The organism is Pseudoalteromonas sp. BSi20652, from assembly GCF_000239855.1.
Lineage (GTDB): Bacteria > Pseudomonadota > Gammaproteobacteria > Enterobacterales > Alteromonadaceae > Pseudoalteromonas.
Genome location: NZ_BADT01000012.1, coordinates 1 through 18,014, shown reverse-complemented (window position 1 = coordinate 18,014; position 18,014 = coordinate 1). Strand labels below are relative to the sequence as shown.

15 protein-coding genes and 1 pseudogene are annotated in these 18,014 nt (G+C 38.3%); 6 read left to right on the top strand and 10 right to left on the bottom strand.

Annotation, left to right across the window (positions count from 1 at the left end; all coding sequences use genetic code 11):
* Positions 1-86 precede the first annotated feature (86 nt).
* Positions 87-1,460 (top strand): oxygen-independent coproporphyrinogen III oxidase, encoded by a 1,374-nt coding sequence (gene hemN, locus P20652_RS16135; RefSeq protein ID WP_008165597.1) that lies wholly within the window; start codon positions 87-89, stop codon positions 1,458-1,460.
* A 75-nt stretch (positions 1,461-1,535) separates the two neighbouring features.
* On the opposite strand, the gene P20652_RS16140 is transcribed toward hemN, so the two are convergent.
* The 3 genes from P20652_RS16140 to P20652_RS16150 all read right to left on the bottom strand — a co-directional run bounded on the left by P20652_RS16140 (position 1,536) and on the right by P20652_RS16150 (position 4,042).
* Complete coding sequence (locus P20652_RS16140; RefSeq protein WP_008165595.1) at positions 1,536-2,051, bottom strand: DUF2489 domain-containing protein; 516 nt, start codon at positions 2,049-2,051, stop codon at positions 1,536-1,538.
* A 13-nt stretch (positions 2,052-2,064) separates the two neighbouring features.
* The gene (gene yihI, locus P20652_RS16145) at positions 2,065-2,658 is read right to left on the bottom strand and encodes a Der GTPase-activating protein YihI (protein ID WP_008165594.1); all 594 of its coding nucleotides are present in this window, start codon (positions 2,656-2,658) and stop codon (positions 2,065-2,067) included.
* 751 nt (positions 2,659-3,409) lie between these two features.
* The gene (locus P20652_RS16150) at positions 3,410-4,042 is read right to left on the bottom strand and encodes a cytochrome c (protein WP_008165593.1); all 633 of its coding nucleotides are present in this window, start codon (positions 4,040-4,042) and stop codon (positions 3,410-3,412) included.
* 281 nt (positions 4,043-4,323) lie between these two features.
* Between P20652_RS16150 and yihA the strand changes: the two genes are divergently transcribed.
* Positions 4,324-4,992, top strand: a complete 669-nt coding sequence (yihA, locus tag P20652_RS16155) for a ribosome biogenesis GTP-binding protein YihA/YsxC (RefSeq protein WP_008165591.1) — start codon at positions 4,324-4,326, stop codon at positions 4,990-4,992.
* 12 nt (positions 4,993-5,004) lie between these two features.
* Here the strand turns inward: yihA and P20652_RS16160 are convergent, their stop codons facing one another.
* From P20652_RS16160 to polA, 3 genes are all read right to left on the bottom strand, one after another.
* Positions 5,005-5,523, bottom strand: a complete 519-nt coding sequence (locus P20652_RS16160) for a DUF1285 domain-containing protein (RefSeq protein ID WP_008165589.1) — start codon at positions 5,521-5,523, stop codon at positions 5,005-5,007.
* On the bottom strand, positions 5,520-6,107 hold the full coding sequence (locus P20652_RS16165) for a YceI family protein (protein WP_008165588.1): 588 nt from the start codon (positions 6,105-6,107) through the stop codon (positions 5,520-5,522). The genes P20652_RS16160 and P20652_RS16165 overlap by 4 nt, the downstream gene beginning before the upstream one ends.
* Positions 6,108-6,597: 490 nt before the next feature.
* A complete protein-coding gene (polA, locus tag P20652_RS16170) occupies positions 6,598-9,333 on the bottom strand; it encodes a DNA polymerase I (RefSeq protein WP_008165586.1) in 2,736 nt (911 codons plus the stop codon).
* A 524-nt stretch (positions 9,334-9,857) separates the two neighbouring features.
* Here polA and elbB point away from each other — a divergent pair.
* The 3 genes from elbB (at position 9,858) to P20652_RS16185 (ending at position 13,866) form a co-directional block, all read left to right on the top strand.
* A complete protein-coding gene (gene elbB / locus P20652_RS16175) occupies positions 9,858-10,505 on the top strand; it encodes an isoprenoid biosynthesis glyoxalase ElbB (RefSeq protein WP_008165584.1) in 648 nt (215 codons plus the stop codon).
* Positions 10,506-10,736: 231 nt separating this feature from the next.
* The gene (locus tag P20652_RS16180; RefSeq protein WP_008165582.1) at positions 10,737-11,132 is read left to right on the top strand and encodes a cytochrome c5 family protein; all 396 of its coding nucleotides are present in this window, start codon (positions 10,737-10,739) and stop codon (positions 11,130-11,132) included.
* Positions 11,133-11,295: 163 nt separating this feature from the next.
* On the top strand, positions 11,296-13,866 hold the full coding sequence (locus P20652_RS16185; RefSeq protein ID WP_008165581.1) for a diguanylate cyclase domain-containing protein: 2,571 nt from the start codon (positions 11,296-11,298) through the stop codon (positions 13,864-13,866).
* A 28-nt stretch (positions 13,867-13,894) separates the two neighbouring features.
* Here P20652_RS16185 and rep read toward each other — a convergent pair whose 3' ends face one another.
* Entirely contained in the window at positions 13,895-15,913 is a 2,019-nt protein-coding gene (rep, locus tag P20652_RS16190; protein WP_008165580.1) for a DNA helicase Rep, read from the bottom strand.
* 165 nt (positions 15,914-16,078) lie between these two features.
* On the opposite strand from rep, the gene P20652_RS16195 reads away from it, so the two are divergent.
* Positions 16,079-16,342: an accessory factor UbiK family protein gene (locus P20652_RS16195; protein ID WP_008165579.1), complete on the top strand. Its 264-nt coding sequence runs from the start codon at positions 16,079-16,081 to the stop codon at positions 16,340-16,342.
* Positions 16,343-16,401: 59 nt separating this feature from the next.
* Here P20652_RS16195 and P20652_RS16200 read toward each other — a convergent pair whose 3' ends face one another.
* From P20652_RS16200 to P20652_RS17190, 3 genes and pseudogenes are all read right to left on the bottom strand, one after another.
* Positions 16,402-17,046, bottom strand: a complete 645-nt coding sequence (locus P20652_RS16200; protein ID WP_008165578.1) for an NAD(P)H-binding protein — start codon at positions 17,044-17,046, stop codon at positions 16,402-16,404.
* Between the two features lie 3 nt (positions 17,047-17,049).
* Complete coding sequence (can, locus tag P20652_RS16205; RefSeq protein WP_008165577.1) at positions 17,050-17,715, bottom strand: carbonate dehydratase; 666 nt, start codon at positions 17,713-17,715, stop codon at positions 17,050-17,052.
* A gap of 29 nt (positions 17,716-17,744) precedes the next feature.
* Positions 17,745-18,014, bottom strand: a pseudogene (locus P20652_RS17190) (methyltransferase); the annotation flags it as partial.

Below are 18,014 nucleotides of genomic sequence, written 5' to 3'. Positions count from 1 at the left end.
TCGGCACCTTTTTTTGTTATAGATCAAACCGCCTCACTGCGTACTTTTTTATAATCACCCCCTAAATAAATACTTAGGTGCGCGTGATGATTAAACTTCCACAATGGGATCAAACTCTAATAAACAAATATAATGTGTCTGGCCCGCGTTATACCTCGTATCCCACAGCTCTATCACTGCGTGACGGGTACCAGCAACAAGACTTAATAAGCGCTGTAGAATCATCAACGAGTCGTTCACTTTCTCTATATATTCATATCCCGTTTTGTAGCCAGCTTTGTTACTACTGTGGTTGTAATAAAATAATTACCCGCCATCAATCTAAGGCAGATGCCTATCTCGACTTTTTAGCAAAAGAAATTACTGCCCAAGCGCCTTTATTTAAAAGCTACACGGTTGAGCAATTACACTTGGGTGGTGGTACTCCCACCTTTTTAACCGCAAAACAAATGACCCGTCTAATTAAGCTTTTAGAGCAGCACTTTAATTTTACAAGCACCACAGAGCGCGGTATTGAAATAGACCCACGCTCTCTTGCCGATAATATGCTTGTTGATTTAAGAATGCTTGGCTTTAATCGTGTCTCATTTGGTATTCAGGACTTTAACGACGACGTGCAACTTGCTGTTAATCGCCCGCAAAATGCAGATACGGTTAAGCAATTAATTACACAAGCTCGCCAGTTGGGGTTTCAATCTATTAATGCAGATATGATTTACGGACTACCACTGCAAACACCACAAAGCTTTAAACAAACTATTGAGCAACTTATTGAGCTTAGCCCTGATCGAGTATCAGTGTTTAACTATGCGCATTTACCTGAGCGCTTTGCCGCACAGCGTAAGATTAAAGATGCAGATTTACCCAGTGCACATAATAAGCTCACCATGTTTAAAAATACGCTGGAGCAGATGACGCAAGCAGGCTATCAATTTATTGGTATGGACCATTTTGCAAAAACTGATAATGAACTAGCTCTTGCGCAAAATGAAGGCAAGTTACATCGTAACTTTCAGGGTTACACAACCCATGGAAATTGTGATTTATTAGGTTTGGGCGTGTCATCGATTTCGCAGATTGGCACCGCTATTTTACAAAATCAAAAAGAATTAAAACATTATTACCACAGCGTAGAAACACAAAGTGGCTGTGCTCTTAGTAAAGGAATGCACTTAACACATGATGATGTAATTCGTGCTGATGCAATTAAACAGCTCATTTGCCAGTTTGAATTAGATATACAAGACTTTAGCGAAAAGCATGCGCTTATATTTAATAGCTACTTTGAGGATGCGTTAATTGCTCTTGCACCGCTCATTAAAGATGAGTTACTGACGATAACTGAGCATAAAATAAGCGTAACACCACGCGGTAACTTATTCATTCGTATTATTTGTATGTGCTTTGACGCTCATTTACAAAAACAAATTAACGCAACGCGCTTTTCAAGAGTGATTTAGCCTGAACTCTGGGTAATAAATACATCGGCACAAAAAAGCAGACCTAGGTCTGCTTTTTGTATTTGAGTTGTCGCTTTAATTAAAAACGACTTTATCGCTACCTGGAGCGGCTTTAAACTCGATGATAATTTTAGCGCAATCGGCTTTAACTTCATCTTTAAGTGTTTTTTCAGCTTGCCAGCGAGCCTTATCTAGCTTAAAAATCTCTTTTTTAGAGTATTTTTTACGAGCATCATGCGTCGGCATTTCTTTAACTACTTGGTACATTTTATAAATACCAGGGAAATGTGTTGTTAAATCACGCTCGCTCTCAAAGCCATATTGAGACATAAGTACCCAAATACGTAAACAGCCTTCAGAAAACTCACACTGCTCTTCATTCATTGCACGCGCAATTAAATGAATACTGTCGGCTAGCTTTGCATTTCGCTCTAAACGCGACTTTTCAAGTTTTTTCTTTTGCTCAACTTGCCTTTTAGCAATTAACTTTTTTTGCGCATTTAACTTATACAACAACTGACCGGCATAAAATGCCAAGCCAGCTATAATAGCAGCGCCTAAAAACAAGGCTAAAATTACCGCAGTACTCATTAATTACCCTTAATTACTTGTCTTCTTCATCATCTAGCCATTCATTTGCTAGATCATTTGATAAATACTGGTCAAAGTCTGAATTTGAATTATCTTCATCACTAAAATCATCTTCAATCTCTGGCTCATCTTCATCTTCAAGGCCTAACAACTCACATAAAACTTGATGACGTGCAATGCGACTATTAAAGTACTTAGCATCTTTACCTGTTAGTAGCTCACCGCCTTCATGACGCTCGACTAACTTAAGTAAACGTACGTCATTTTCAAGTGCTTCAAGCTCTTGCTCTGGCGTAAACTCTGGTTGCACAACTTTTTTAAGTTCAATGGTTGGCTTTAAATTACGTTTCATTTCTACTTTTGGTTCAGCAGCAGTTGCAATTAAAGGCACTGGTTTTTTACTACCAATGCGTTTATCTCTAGAACCAGACTGTGAATTTTGGATTTCGCTATCTAGTAAATCTGGTGCATTACGAGAACCTGGTTTAGCGCCTTTGGTTTTTTTAACCCGTTGCTCTTTTAATGCGCGCATCTCTTTAAGCTTATCTTGACTTAAACGTACTGGCCCATTTGATGGGCTTTTGCGTGACTTTTTTGTTCTACTCATATCTTGATCATCTCACTTAAGAGGTTTTGAGCGAGGCGCAAATAAATGGGCATCGCAATGCTGGCATAGCCAGAAGAATTCAGTTAGCACTTCAGAGGTTGGGCTTCTCTGTTTCATAGCGCATAGACTAGCTTACTGCTAGTGATTAAACGGGGGGTATTGTAACAGGACAAATAAAAAGGCGGTAGAGAAAACATCTCTACCGCCTATTAATCTGAGCGCCATTATCTGGACACTTCTCCCTTCGACTTTTTTAGTCTTTATTATTTTTATTATTATCAGTCCATATTGTTATTATTTTTACGTTCCTTGTTACATTCCATTTTGTTTTTATTATTAAACTTCCATGAGTTTTTTATTATTTTCGGTCTTCCTGACGCTTTTGTAGTATTTCCTTTAGTAGCACAAAACATGTGCTATGTAGTCGTGCCGCGCTACTTTCCTTATAGCTTTTTCCATTTTATTATTGTTTTTTGCGACAGGTGTTAATCTACTCGTTAATAATTTTGTTACAACTAATTTATATTTTTTTTCTTCTGCAACACATATACGCAAATAGAAGTTCACAATAATAACAACAACTTAATTAATATTAAATATTTAAAATAAGACTTTACTTACACTTAAGTATGGTCAATATCTCACAAGATTAGAGGCAATGTCGCTAATTTTAGACACAAAAAAAGCAGCCTAAGCTGCTTTTTATACACATTTCATTATATTTATTAATCAAAAATTAATAAATAAGACTTTAGTGTAAGCCACCTAAGTACTGAGAAAGTACTTCAATGTCTTTGTCTGTTAATTTCTTCGCTATATCGCCCATCATACCGTTTAAATCATTATGGCGCGTACCATTACGGAATTTTTCAAGTTGTGACTTGATATATGCTGGATGTTGAAAAGAAATTTTTGGAAACTTCGCAAGTGACGAACCATTACCACGTGGACCATGGCATGCAGCACATGACGGAATTCCACGCTCAGCGTCGCCCGCCTTAAATAACATCTCTCCAACTTCAACAGAATCTTTAGGTGTAGTACCCTCAGTCATGTTCATTGAAGAAAAGTAAGCAGCTAGATCTTTCATGTCTTGCTCACTCAGTGGCATAGCCATAGCGCTCATTACCGGATCCATACGGCCTTCTTTGCCGCCTGACGTCATGCCTAATTTTAAATCCTTAAGTTGTTTAAGAATATAATCTGGATGTTGACCTGCAATCTTAGGGTAAATATTAACCGGCGCATTACCGTCTGGGCCGTGACAAGCCGCACACGTTGCTGATTTTTCTTTACCTGCGTTTACATCGCCATCAAATGCTGTTGCGTTGTTTGCTGACAACGCACCAAGCAATATTGTTAAAGATAGTGCTATTTTTTTCATGGTGAATTCTCTGTTTTCGACCCTGGATCATCTACAATCGTGATGCTGTAATAAATATATTCTACACGATAATAAATTCTCTGGCACGTTTTCTACACATATTAAGCTTATAATTTACAGGGTTTTGACTTAGATTAAGCTTTAGCGTGCTTCCAATGTACCATAGGTACTGTTTTTAGGTGTTTAAATACGCTTTTTAATACATCCTTTATAGTATAAAATACGCGCCCTGAGTGAATTTGGTTTACTCAATGTTATTTTTTTAAGTTTTAGGAGAGCCTGTGCTCAAATCTCGTATCAAATATAATACTGCGTCTTTCGTAACAAGCGCTCCCGACATTACTAAATTACCTGCTGATACGGGAATTGAAGTTGCGTTTGCCGGTCGCTCCAATGCAGGTAAGTCGAGTGCATTAAATGCATTAACCGATCAGAAGCTAGCACGTACAAGTAAAACACCTGGACGTACTCAGCTAATCAATACATTCGATTTAGCTGATGTTGACGATATGCGCCTTATCGATTTACCAGGCTATGGCTTTGCTAAAGTACCAATCGAAATGAAAAAGAAATGGCAAAAATCGCTAGGCGAATACCTACAAAAGCGTCAAAGCTTAAAAGGGATTGTTATTTTAATGGATATTCGTCATCCATTAAAAGATTTAGACCGCGATTTAATTAATTGGGCTATTGGTAGTGAAATTCCCGTATTGGCACTATTAACTAAAGCCGATAAATTAAAGCAAGGCCCTCGTAAATCACAAGTACTGCAAGTTCGTCGTGAATTAAGCACGCTTGATGGGGATATTACAGTTCATGCATTTTCATCATTAAAAGGCACGGGTTTACCAGAAGTAGCTAAAAAGCTAGATGAATGGTTTTTAGGTCCTGTTATTGCTGTACCACCTACTGATGAAGTAGTCACTGACGAAACTAACCCAGAAGCTTAAGCTCTGGGTTTGTTAGGATAAGTAAAACTGCTTTTTGGCAGATTTAATAAAATAGCCGAGCTTATCAGACTCGGCTTTTTCAGCCCACTGATAAAATACACTGCGTGAAACTCGCGCACTACAGCCATAAGGTAGCTTTAAATAAGGTACTTTTGACCCTTTATAGTCTTTTATATACAAAGGCTGCTGAGCGCTCACCAGCCACTGCCTAGCTAAATTATCAATACAACACAACACTTGCCCTTGCACTGTATTGTCAAACCGCCAATCAACAATAATAAACGGCGCATCATCAACCGTTATTGTTATTTTTTCGACAGGTGTTTTTAAATAAAATTGCTTACCTTCTTTACACAATACAGAAGAAAACAGCTTCACCATGGCCGGGCGTGTTATTTCGCTGCCATCGTAAAACCACTTCCCCTCATGATTAATGACAATTGGCAATTCCCCACAGTGAATTGGCTGCCAACTATCAAAAGGTTTGCTTGGCTCGCTTAATTGCTTACTAAGCTCACTTAAAGAAATCACTGTTTTTTAAGTGTAATTGCAAATGTAACAGGTACTGCTGTTGCAATTGAAGGTAAGCCCGCTAACTCTTGCAGCTTTTTAACGCCTTCGGTTACACCAAAATCATCACTATTAATAATAATAGGTGTTAATGATGATACCGTTAAATCACCACTTTGCGTGCTGTTAACGAGTACATCAATTGCCAATGGTTTTTTATTACCATGAAAATCAAGCTCAGCTTTAATACCCTTCAATATGTATTGACCAGGCATTTTAAGATTACTCAGTTCTTTAGTTAAATTTGCAGTTAAAACAGCATTGGGGAATTTAGCCGCTTCGAATAAAAATGTAGCTAAACGCTCATTACGAATAGGGATTAGAGTTTCGGCTGATGTTAAATCAACATTAACGCTAAACTCACCTTTATCAGAAAGCATACCTTCAAGGTTAGTAAAATGGTGAGCTTCAGCAATCGAATCTTTTTTAATTGAAACAAAGCTTAGTTGGCTTTTATCATTCACTAGCTGCCAATTGGCCTGAGCAACATTAGAAATAACTAAACTTGATAAAGAAAAACCTGCAATAGCTAATGCTTTAAACATAACGCACTCCTTAGTAATAAAATGAAAAGAATAAAAATAATATCACATCGATGGTATCACCTGCGATGTACCCAAACCACCTCGAAGTGACGAATGAATAATACAATGGGTATAGCGCAAAAAAGAATTAATTAGATAGGATTTTTAGGCGTAAAACAAAAAACGGCCCACCAAACAAGTTGGTAGGCCGGTATAGCAAACTGGGGAGAAGCTATCAATTTGTTGCACCCTTTCAGATGCATCATCAACAGGATGTCCTACAGGATAGGACAGGCGGGACTTTAACAAAAGCACGCATTAAAATACAATCATATTCCTGTAAAACAGCTCGAATTGACGAACATATAACTATTTAATACAAATAGTTGCTTAAATTAACCTTATTTTAACTAAAGCTTGCATATAGCTAATTAAATAGCTGTTATTCGCCCTTTTTATTAAACATAAAAAAAGCGCCAAAAGGCGCTTTAATTAAAATGCTCAAATTGCATTAATGGGCTTGTTCCCAGTTGTCGCCTTCATCAGCTTCAACTATAAGTGGTACATCTAGCGCAGCAGCTTGCGACATCAATTCACAAATGTGTTTTGTGTATTGTGGTGCGCAGTCTGTTTTGATTTCAAATACTAATTCATCGTGCACTTGCATAAGTAGCTTAATCGTATTTGGCGCTTGCTCGTGTACCCAGCGGTTAACACTCAGCATTGCTTTTTTAATAATATCGGCGGCAGTACCTTGCATTGGTGCGTTTATAGCAGCGCGTTCGGCTCCTTTTCTGCGCGCCCCATTACGTGCGTTTATTTCTGGTAAATGCAAGCGACGACCAAATATTGTTTCAACGTAGCCATTTTCAGCTGCTTTTTCGCGTGTTGTTTCCATGTACTCTAATACACCTGGAAAACGCTCAAAGTATTTATCTATGTAATGCTGTGCTTCATGGCGTGGCACATCTAGTTGACGTGCTAAACCAAATGCTGACATACCGTAAATTAAGCCAAAGTTTACTGCTTTCGCCTTACGGCGCATATCGGTAGTTACATCATCAAGCTCTACACCAAATACTTCAGCGGCAGTTGCACTATGTACATCTAAGCCGTTAGCAAATGCATTTAATAAACCTTTGTCTTGTGAAAGATGCGCCATAATACGCAACTCAATTTGGCTGTAATCGGCAGCGACAATTTTATAACCATCTGCAGCTATAAACGCTTCACGAATACGGCGTCCTTCCTCTGAACGAATAGGAATATTTTGTAAATTAGGATCGGTTGAACTCAAGCGCCCCGTAGCTGTAATTGCCTGATGATAAGACGTATGTACACGCTGGGTTTTCTCATTCACCATTAATGGTAATTTATCGGTGTAAGTTGATTTAAGCTTTGATAAACCACGATGCTCTATAATTACTTTAGGTAGCGGATAATCATGAGCAAGCTCTTGCAGTACTTCTTCTGCGGTAGAAGGTGCACCTTTAGGCGTTTTTTTGATAATAGGCAGCCCAAGCTTTTCAAACAACAGTACTTGTAGCTGTTTTGGAGAACTTAAGTTAAATGGTTCGCCTGCTATTTCAAACGCTTCTTTTTCAAGCTCAATTAAACGCTCGCCTAAACGCATGCTATGCGCTCCAAGCATATTGCTATCTATCGCAACACCGGTGCGTTCAATATCAGAAATCACACTAATAAGTGGCATTTCTATATCTTCAAATACCGATTTTAACTTTTCATCAGCTGCTATTTTTGGCCAAAGCACTTCGTGTAAACGCAAAGTAATATCGGCATCTTCTGCAGCGTAAGGCGCTGCTTTTTCTAGTTCAATTTGGTTAAAGGTGAGTTGCTTTTTACCTTTGCCAGCAATATCTTCAAAGCTAATATTTTTATGGCCTAAGTATTTAAGTGCTAGCGAGTCCATATCGTGGCGCGTGCCTACACTATTAAATACATACGACTCAAGCATAGTGTCAAACTTAATACCATTTAGCGCAAAGCCTGCATTCGCTAATACGCTTTTGTCATATTTAAGGTTTTGCCCTACTTTAGCTTTGTTTTCATCTGCCAAAATTGGACCTAGCTTTTGCATTACAAATTCAAGGCTTAATTGCTCAGGCGCACCCGGGTAGTCATGCGCTACCGGTAAATACACAGCTTCACCCGCTTTTACGGCAAAGCTCATACCCACTAATTGCGCTTTCATATAATCAAGGCTGGTTGTTTCTGTATCAAATGCAAATAACTCAGCACTATTTAATTGCTCTATTAGCGTATCAAACTGCGTTTCGGTTAAAATAGTTTCGTAATGAGCATCTTCTACTTTTGGTAATTCAGTGGCTTCGGTAGGTACTGCTAAATGTGTATCAGCATCTTTAGGATTATCAAGTAATTCAGCTAACCAACGACGGAATTCGCACTCACCATATAATGCAATTAATTCGTCTTTGTTAGGCTCTTGAAGTTTGAATGTATCAAGATCAGATTCAACTTCAACATCACACTTAATTGTCGCAAGTTCGTAGCTTAAAGGCAGATGATCAAGGGCTGCAGCTAACTTTTCACCTATTTTGCCTTTAATCTCACTGGCGTGATCCATTACGCCTTGAAGAGAACCGTATTTTTCTAACCATTTAACCGCAGTTTTAGGACCACAGCCTTCAACACCTGGGATATTATCGACCTTATCGCCCATTAATGCTAAGTAATCAATAATAAGCTCGGGGCCTACACCAAACTTTTCAACCACGGTAACGGGATCTGAAATACTGTCGGTCATCGTGTTGATTAGCGTAACGTGTTCATTAACAAGTTGCGCCATATCTTTATCACCCGTAGAGACGAGTACATGTCGCTTTTGCTCTGATGCTATGCGTGCAAATGTGCCAATAACATCATCGGCTTCAACGCCTTCGATACTAATTAGCGGAAAACCCATCGCTTTGATAATACTGTGTATTGGTGCTATTTGAGTGCGTAAGTCATCCGGCATTGGCGGACGATTTGCCTTATATTCGCTATACATATCGTTACGGAACGTTTTGCCTTTAGCATCAAATATAACCACCATGTGTGAGGGATCGTATTGTCTGATCAAGCTTTTAAGCATGTTGATCACGCCATAAATAGCGCCCGTAGCCTCACCTTTAGAATTAGTTAAATGCGGCGGAGAATGATAAGCACGAAATAAATATGACGAGCCATCAACTAAAATAAGTGGGTTTTCGGGGATCTGAGCCATGGTGAATTTGGATCCTAAATGCAAAAAATTAAGGTAATTATAAGCATGCCATAAGGTAGTAAATAAAACGACTGTGAATTACTGCTTATCGTGTTATTAAAACTAGAGCAAGCTGTGGATAAGTGTGTAGATAACAGCCACAAGCTATACTTCCAAAGCATTATAAAATGCCTAGAAAATACTTTAACTGTATGTTTTAATTTAAAAAAGATAATACGAGGTTCTTTTTTTATTATTTTAAACCAATGTGGAAAAAGGTTTTATAACGACTGCTTCTGTTGTTATTCACTTTGATTATTCGCGTCCATTTAAATAACCGGAGGAGTATTCTAGCACAATGGATCGAAGATCATAGCGATCCTTTATAATTTTTTTAAAGGCAAAGTGATCGCAAATGGCATAAACCGCATTACAACTTACTTAGCGCACAATTATCGTACTAAAAATTTATTTTAATGAATAATTTCGTCCGTGGTAAACTTCAAACTATAGGCTTAATAAACTTAATTCAAAGGCACAAAAGCATGAAAAACGTAGCTGTAATTTTAGCGGGTAGCGGTGTGTACGATGGTAGTGAAATTAATGAAGCAATTTTAACTTTGCTACATATAGCAAAAAATGGCGCAACGTGTCAGTGTTTTGCACCAGATATTGAACAACTTCATACTATTAACCATTTAACAGGTGAAGTAATGCCTGATAAACGAAATGTATTAACTGAGGCGGCGCGTATTGCACGAGGCAACATAAAGCCACTGGTTGAACTAGATATAACTCAGTTTGACGCGTTAATAGTCCCAGGCGGTTTTGGCGCCGCAAAAAACTTATGCGACTTTGCAATTAAAGGCGCGCAAGCAAATATTAATGAAGACGTACTTTATGCGTGTAAAGCATTCGCAAAAGCAAGTAAACCCGCAGGTTATATGTGTATTGCACCCGCATTGATCCCATTCATTTATGATAATGCCGTAGTTACTATTGGTAATGATGCAGAGACAGCAAAAGCACTAAATGCATTAGGCGCTAAACATATTAATTGCGCGGTAGACGGTGTAGTTATCGATGAACCAAATAAGCTAGTTACTACCCCTGCTTACATGTTGGCAGAATCTATTCTTGAGGCTGATGCAGGGATCGCAAAACTCGTTAGTAGCGTACTAACAATAAACTGATTTAATATTAGGATCCGCAAAGTTGATATTACAACCTATTTCGCGTATCAAATTGCTTAATAAAAACCTGTAAATTATTAAGTTTTATTGCGTTAACGCAAAAAGTAGTCAGTTTTATTAATAAAAACGCCTCTTAGCATTTTATAAATTGCGCTAGAGAGTTATAATCGTTTTAATTTCCGTCATCTATATCGTGATTGATCACGTTCAAATCGAAGTGAGCAAGGCAAAATGAAAAAATTAACAGCTGCAGCACTATTAGTGTTAGCAACAACCGCATACGCACAGCCATATGATAATTCTATGACTGAAGATGCAATAAAAAAACGCCTCGCGCCGGTTGGTGCTGTATACTTTGAAGGCGATAAAGCCGCTGTTGCAGCAGCGCCTACAGGTCCACGTTCTGGCGAGCAAGTGTATCAAGGTGCCTGTTTTGCATGTCACGGTACTGGCGCATTAGGTGCGCCTAAATCAGTTGACGACTGGGCTCCACGTATAGCAAAAGGTAAAGACATTTTACTGAGCCATGCAATAAATGGCTTTAATGCAATGCCTCCAAAAGGTACATGTATGGATTGTTCTGATGATGAAATTAGTGCTGCTATCGACTTCATGACATCTAAATAATCACCATAAAAATACACAAAAAAGGTTTACTTAGGTAAGTCCTTTTTTAGTGCCAAAATAATGCTTTAGTGATTGTTTTAATAAGAATATCAACTTGACGCTAACCGTTAAAAGTGAAAGTATGAGGCTAATAACTATACAATAAAAATAGCCGGTTAAATCATTGGAAGATAAACTCTTAGCATCGAGTAGATTAGCGTATCAAAATAAGCGCCTTAAAACGCTACTCGAAAAGTACAAACAATCACATCACTTACAAAATGCCCTGATCCAATTATCAGAGCAAGCAAGTACTGTTGCTGAATTAACCTTATTGTATCCCGCTATCCACGACATTTTACAAAAATATGTACCGAGCAAAAGCTTTTATGTCGTGTTATTGAACCAATGCAGTCAATCATTAGAGCTATCTTACTTTTCAGATGAAAAAGACGGTATTGCTGTCGCTCTTAACCACTCAAATAACTTTGATGAAGGCGCTACTGGTTATGTATTTAAACAGGGGAAAACCACATGTTTTACCAAGCAGCAAATGCAAGATGCTGCAGCAGAAGGCTTATTTAAAGCATTAGGCACTCCAGCCGAACATTGGGTTGGTGTACCGGTTTACCAAGAACATAATATTATCGGTGTATTAGCAGCTCAAAGTTACGATACAAAACAAGGTTATAACTCACAACAAATACAATTACTTGAGTTTATGTCGCTTTATTTAGCAACTGCAATAGAGCGTGTAAAAAAACGAGAGCTCCTTGAATCAGAAGTTAAAATTCGTACCCGCGCACTCACTCAAAGTAACGACGCACTAAACCTTGAAATCGATCAACGCAAAAGCGCACTTCAACGCCAGCAAATTCTGTTTAAAATATCTGAAATAGCAACACAAGCTAAAAACATTGATGACGCTTACTTTAAAATTCATGAAATAATAAAAACAATTACCTATGCAGAAAACTTATACATTGCACTTTATGATAAGGAGTCTGGTTGGATCAGCTTTCCTTATTGTGTAGATGAATTTCAAGAAAACACACAACCCAGACGCTTTGCTAAAGGGTATAGTGAACTGGTAATAAGCACCGAAGAAACACAGCTTATCCACCCGTCTAGAGCAAAAAAATTAATACTAAGCGGTGTAGTTCAACGAGCTCAGCCTGTACAAAAAAAGCAGATGGCGACTAGCTGGTTAGGCGCACCACTTAAAACAGCTCAAGGTGTGATCGGGCTTATTGTTTGCCAGGCTTACGATAATAAAAATATTTTTAGCCAAGATGATTGTGAGCTCATTACCTTTGTATCGCATCAAATTGCGGCTGTTTTACAAACAAAACTCGCCAATCAAGCAATTGCAAAAAGCCATCAAGAACTTGAATTTAGAGTAAACGAAAAAACTAAAGAGTTGCGCCAATCTAATCTGCATTTACAAATGCAAATAGATGAACGAAAAAAAATAGAGCAACAGTTATATCATGACGCACACCACGACTCACTAACCAGCCTACCTAATCGCAGCCTTTTTTTAACTCAGCTTGAAAAGACACTACAACATTATCAACGTTTTCCTGAAAATCACTTTGCAGTGTTATTTATTGATTTAGATAAGTTTAAAGATATCAACGACCATTTAGGTCACCATGCAGGGGATCAATTTTTAATAAATGTGGGTGAGTTATTTGCCCAATGTATACGTGATCATGATTTACTAGCGCGCTTAGGCGGCGATGAGTTTGTTATATTATTAACCCATTTAACTGAGCCACAGCAAGCAGAAGATATTGCTAATCGCATTATTGATTTAATGAAAATGCCATTTTGTTTAAAAGGCGCTTATTTACAAAGTGGCGCAAGTATTGGCATAACCTATTCAAAATTAGATTATACGAACACGGACGAAATTATTCGTGATGCTGATGCAGCTATGTATTACGCTAAAAATTCGGGAAAAAATCGTTATGAGTTATTTCATCCTTTGTTAACTCAATCAATACCAGAGCAAGAACAACAAACACACCATCATTTGGATGTACTCCCTATGAGCTTTAGAAGCTCAGAAATTATTACTCTTAATGAACAACATCAATCTGAGTCGTTATTTGAAGCTTTTGGTCAACACCCAGTACTTGGTTTTACAAGTTTTGATATTTTGAAAAAATTTGCAGCCGATAAAGAACAACATGTAAAGGTAGAGTTGCAACTATTACAACGTGCCTACAGCAAAGCCACTAACGCTAATATAGCAATGGCATTAGTACCCTGCTCAAGCTTATTACTAGGATTGCATGAATTTACTTTGTTTACTGACGTTCTTAGCAAGCAACAAGGACAAAGCCAACTGTGCTTATTATTTGATGAACAAGAAATTCGCCATGCATGTGCAATACAAATTGAAAATATTAAAAAATTACCACAGCTAGGTTACTCTATTGGGCTTAATAATTTTGCTAAAGATAGATGTGAGCTTAACTTTTTGGCTGATATTAACTTTGATTACTTACTACTAAGCTCAACCTTTAGTAAACGAGTTTTACAACAAGAAAGCTACGACTATCAGCTTCAAGGTGTATTGGCAATTACCAAGCTCAAAGCTATAAAGGTCATTGCCAAAGGTCCATCAATATTAAACTTTAGAGCTTTATTAGATAAGCACGGATTAAATTTTTTTGTTGGTAAACAGCATTCTCTTCATGGCGCTGAGCATTCTATTGTACAAACAACTCAGTCACTACAAAACTAGTAATCATTCATTTTAGCTGGCGTAAGCATTACTCAGACTTTTTGAACATAGCGCGTAAGTTAGCTACTCTAGCTTGTCCTTTTTCCATCCGCTCTGCCTGTGTGTTTGGCGCTTTTTTATTTTCAAACGCGAGGTCATCTTGCGGTAACTCTTGCACAAATCGACTTAACTCAGTTTGTGATGTTTCACCAAATTGACGGCGAATTTTTGCATATGTAAGCGTTAACTCCTGCTGTGCACGAGTAATACCGACATAAGCTAAACGACGTTCTTCATCTACGTTATCTTCATCAATACTGACTTGATGCGGAAGTAGCCCTTCTTCCATGCCCACCATAAATACATATGGATACTCTAAGCCTTTTGATGCATGCAACGTTGATAAATGCACAGCATCGGTTTCATCTTCTTCCTCATTACGCTCAAGCATATCGCGCAGTGTAAGCTTACTAACAACTTCGGCTAACGTCATCGGGTCGTTATCTGCATCACCTGTCAACATATCGGTGATCCATCTATACAGTTCAGATACGTTTTTCATACGCATTTCAGCGGCTTTTGCACTAGGCGATGACTCGTACAAATACGCCTCGTAATTAATGTTACGCACTAAGTCTTTAACCGCTTCAAGCGTATCACCACGTACTGCATTATCTGATAGCTCAACAACCCAACGCGCAAATCCAGAAAGCGCATTAAAGCCGCGCCCTTTTAGTCTGTAGCCTAAGTCGTTATCAAAACAGGTAGCAAACAAGCTCGCGTGTTTCTCGTTAGCGAGCGTACCGAGCTTTTCAAGTGTGATCGTGCCTATTTCGCGACGTGGTGTATTTACAATTCGTAAAAATGCATTGTCATCGTCTTGATTAACTAATAGGCGTAAGTACGCCATAATATCTTTAATTTCTGAACGAGCAAAAAACGACATACCGCCACTAATTTTATAAGGGATACGGTTACTCATTAATGATTTTTCAAAGCCACGTGCTTGATGATTACCACGATATAAAATAGCGTAGTCTTTATAACTAGTACGCTTCATAAACTTATGTGAAATTATTTCGGCAACTACGCGCTCAGATTCATGCTCTTCATCACGACAGCCTATTACTTTAATTGGCTCACCGTAACCAAGTTCACTAAATAGTTTTTTCTCGATGTCGTGAGGATTATTCGCAATCAAAATGTTCGCCGCTTTTAATATTCGCCCTGCACTTCGATAGTTTTGCTCAAGTTTAATTAACCGTAGCCCAGGAAAATCTTTACCTAATAACACTAAGTTTTGCGGGCGCGCACCACGCCATGAGTAAATTGATTGGTCGTCATCACCTACTACAGTAAAACGGGCACGCTCACCAACTAGCAGTTTAACAAGTTGATATTGGCTCGTGTTGGTATCTTGATACTCATCCACCAGCAAATATTTAAAGCGTTGCTGCCAGCGCTCACGGGAAGTAGCGTTATTAGTAAGTAATAAGGTAGGGATCATAATTAGATCATCGAAATCCAGTGCGTTATAAGCACGTAGCTGATTTTGATAGCGAGCATAAAGCTGTGCAAACAACGCCTTTTGCGCATCACGCGCTTCGCGTATTGCTTGCTCTGGCAGTACTAATTCATTTTTCCAGCTACCAATTTCCATTTTTAATAGTTTAAGTAAGTCTTTGTCTTTTTTAAGTTCGTCTTCGGTCAAGTCGCCAAGCAATTGGTTTGTATCTTGGTCATCAAATAACGAGAAACCAGGTTTAAAGCCCAGCGTGCTTAGCTCTTTTTTTATTATTTCTAACCCTAGCGTATGAAACGTTGATACCCATAACCCTTTAGCGTCTTGCTTACCAAGCGTTTGCAATACACGCTCACGCATTTCTTTAGCTGCTTTATTAGTAAAGGTAACCGCTGCTATATTTCGCGCTTTGTACTCACATTTTTTCACTAAATAAGCGATTTTATTCGTAATAACACGTGTTTTACCAGAACCAGCACCTGCGAGTACTAAGCATGGGCCACTAATATATTTTACCGCTTCATCTTGTTTAGGATTGAGTTTCATAACGACCAAAGAGATTTCATCAAGGAGCGTAATTTTAACGTAACCACAACAGCGAGCATAGCGATTGTCTTAATTAATTAGGCAAAGATGATCATGTGTTAAATACCATGGGTATAAGGTAATATTAGTTATTATCATTTTAGGTAGCATCGAAGGGGAACAAATATGATCAACCCAGCAAAACTTGAAGAGATTGCTAAGCAAATAACCAGCAATATGCCACAAGGTGTAAAAAACCTAGCAGAGACGCTTGAAGGTAAAACAAAGCAAGTTTTACAAAATAAGCTTGCTGAGATGGACTTTGTAAGCCGTGAAGAATTTGATATACAAAGCCAAGTACTTATTCGTACTCGCGAAAAGTTGACTGAACTTGAAGCCAAAGTCGCATTACTTGAGCAACAACTTACAGATAAAACTGACGCTGAGTAATACGCTTACATAATCGTTAAAAAGGCAGCTTAGGCTGCCTTTTTCTTTTTCATAATGGGTTATTCAAACAATTCATCTAAAACAAAGTACGATAATTTAACTTGTTGCTCAATGCTCACCGTTAGCATTTTTTGCGCTACCTGCTTGCCTGTTATGGGCTTATAACGCCTTAAAAATGGGAGCCGTGTAATAATAGGTAAAATAACACTGCCTATTTTTTCTGCCATTCTAAATTGCTCACGCTCACCTAAAAGTAATGACGGTTGAAGGATAGTTATACGTGCAAAAGCAAGTAGCTTAATCTGCAGCTCAAGCTCCCCCTTCATTTTTAAATAAGGGCTACGACTTTGCGCATTTGCACCACTGGACGAGACTAAGCAATAATGTTGCACGGCATTACAAACAGCCAGTTTCGCTGCGATAAACTGGTAATCAAAATCAACTTTACGCTGAGCACTCACTGAGCCGGCTAGCTTTTGTGTTGTACCTAAGCATGAAAATAACACGTCACCTTTAAACAACTCACCATATTGAGATAGCTTTTCAAAATCAATTATATGATTAGTTAGCTTGCTGTGTGAAATAGGTAAAGGACGACGAGTTAAGGTAACTACATGAGAAAAATGTGAGCTATTAAGTAACTTTTTTAACAGCGCACGACCGACTAATCCCGTGGCACCTAATATAACAGCTGTTCTTGACACAGGCTAAATCACCTCGCAACCCGCTTTTTTAAACACATGCTGAACGGCTCTTTTATAGCTTTCTGTTTCTTCTTCAGCACAAGTAACCACAGCTTCTAAATCATGCAAATGACCGTTTTCAAGCCCATAAACCCAACCATGAATAGTTAAGTCTTGCCCTCTTTCCCACGCATCTTGAACAATGTTAGTACGACATACATTACGAACTTGCTCTATAACATTTAGCTCAATTAAACGACTTAGTTGTTGCTTTTCATCAATAGCACTTAGTTGCTCAAGGTGCTTTTCTTTTACGTCACCCACATGGCGTAACCAGTTATCAATAAAACCAAATTTAGCATTACTCAAAACGGCTTGAACACCACCACAACCGTAGTGGCCTACCACCATAATATGTTTTACTTTTAGCACCTCTACAGCGTACTGCATAACCGACAAACAGTTATGATCAGTGTGCACAACTACGTTAGCAACGTTACGATGTACAAATAATTCACCTGGCAGTAAATCAACTATTTGGTTTGCAGGCACACGAGAGTCTGAACAACCAATCCATAAATACTCTGGATTTTGTTGCATAGATAAAATTTTAAAAAACTCAGGATCTGCCTCACTTGTGCGAGCAGCCCAACGCTTATTATTTTCGAATAAATTTTTTAACTTTCTCATTGCATCTCTTATTAAGTCGAGGACGTAATTTAATTGATATTAGCAAGAATCAATATATTACGTGGTGTTAATTGCTTCTCACAAAACGTTTTAACGTTTACTTGATAGCCTTGCTGCTGCAAATATAAAGCACGATCGAGCACAAGCCAAACCTCAATTGCCCTTCTGAATACATGTCGAACCAGTTCAACTCGGTCAGTTATTTTTTTTCGAGCCCCCCCTATACCTAAATATTTATTATAATCAGTATCTTGAGGTAGGTTTATTGTCTTTTTTTCTGCAGCCCATACACAAAATGA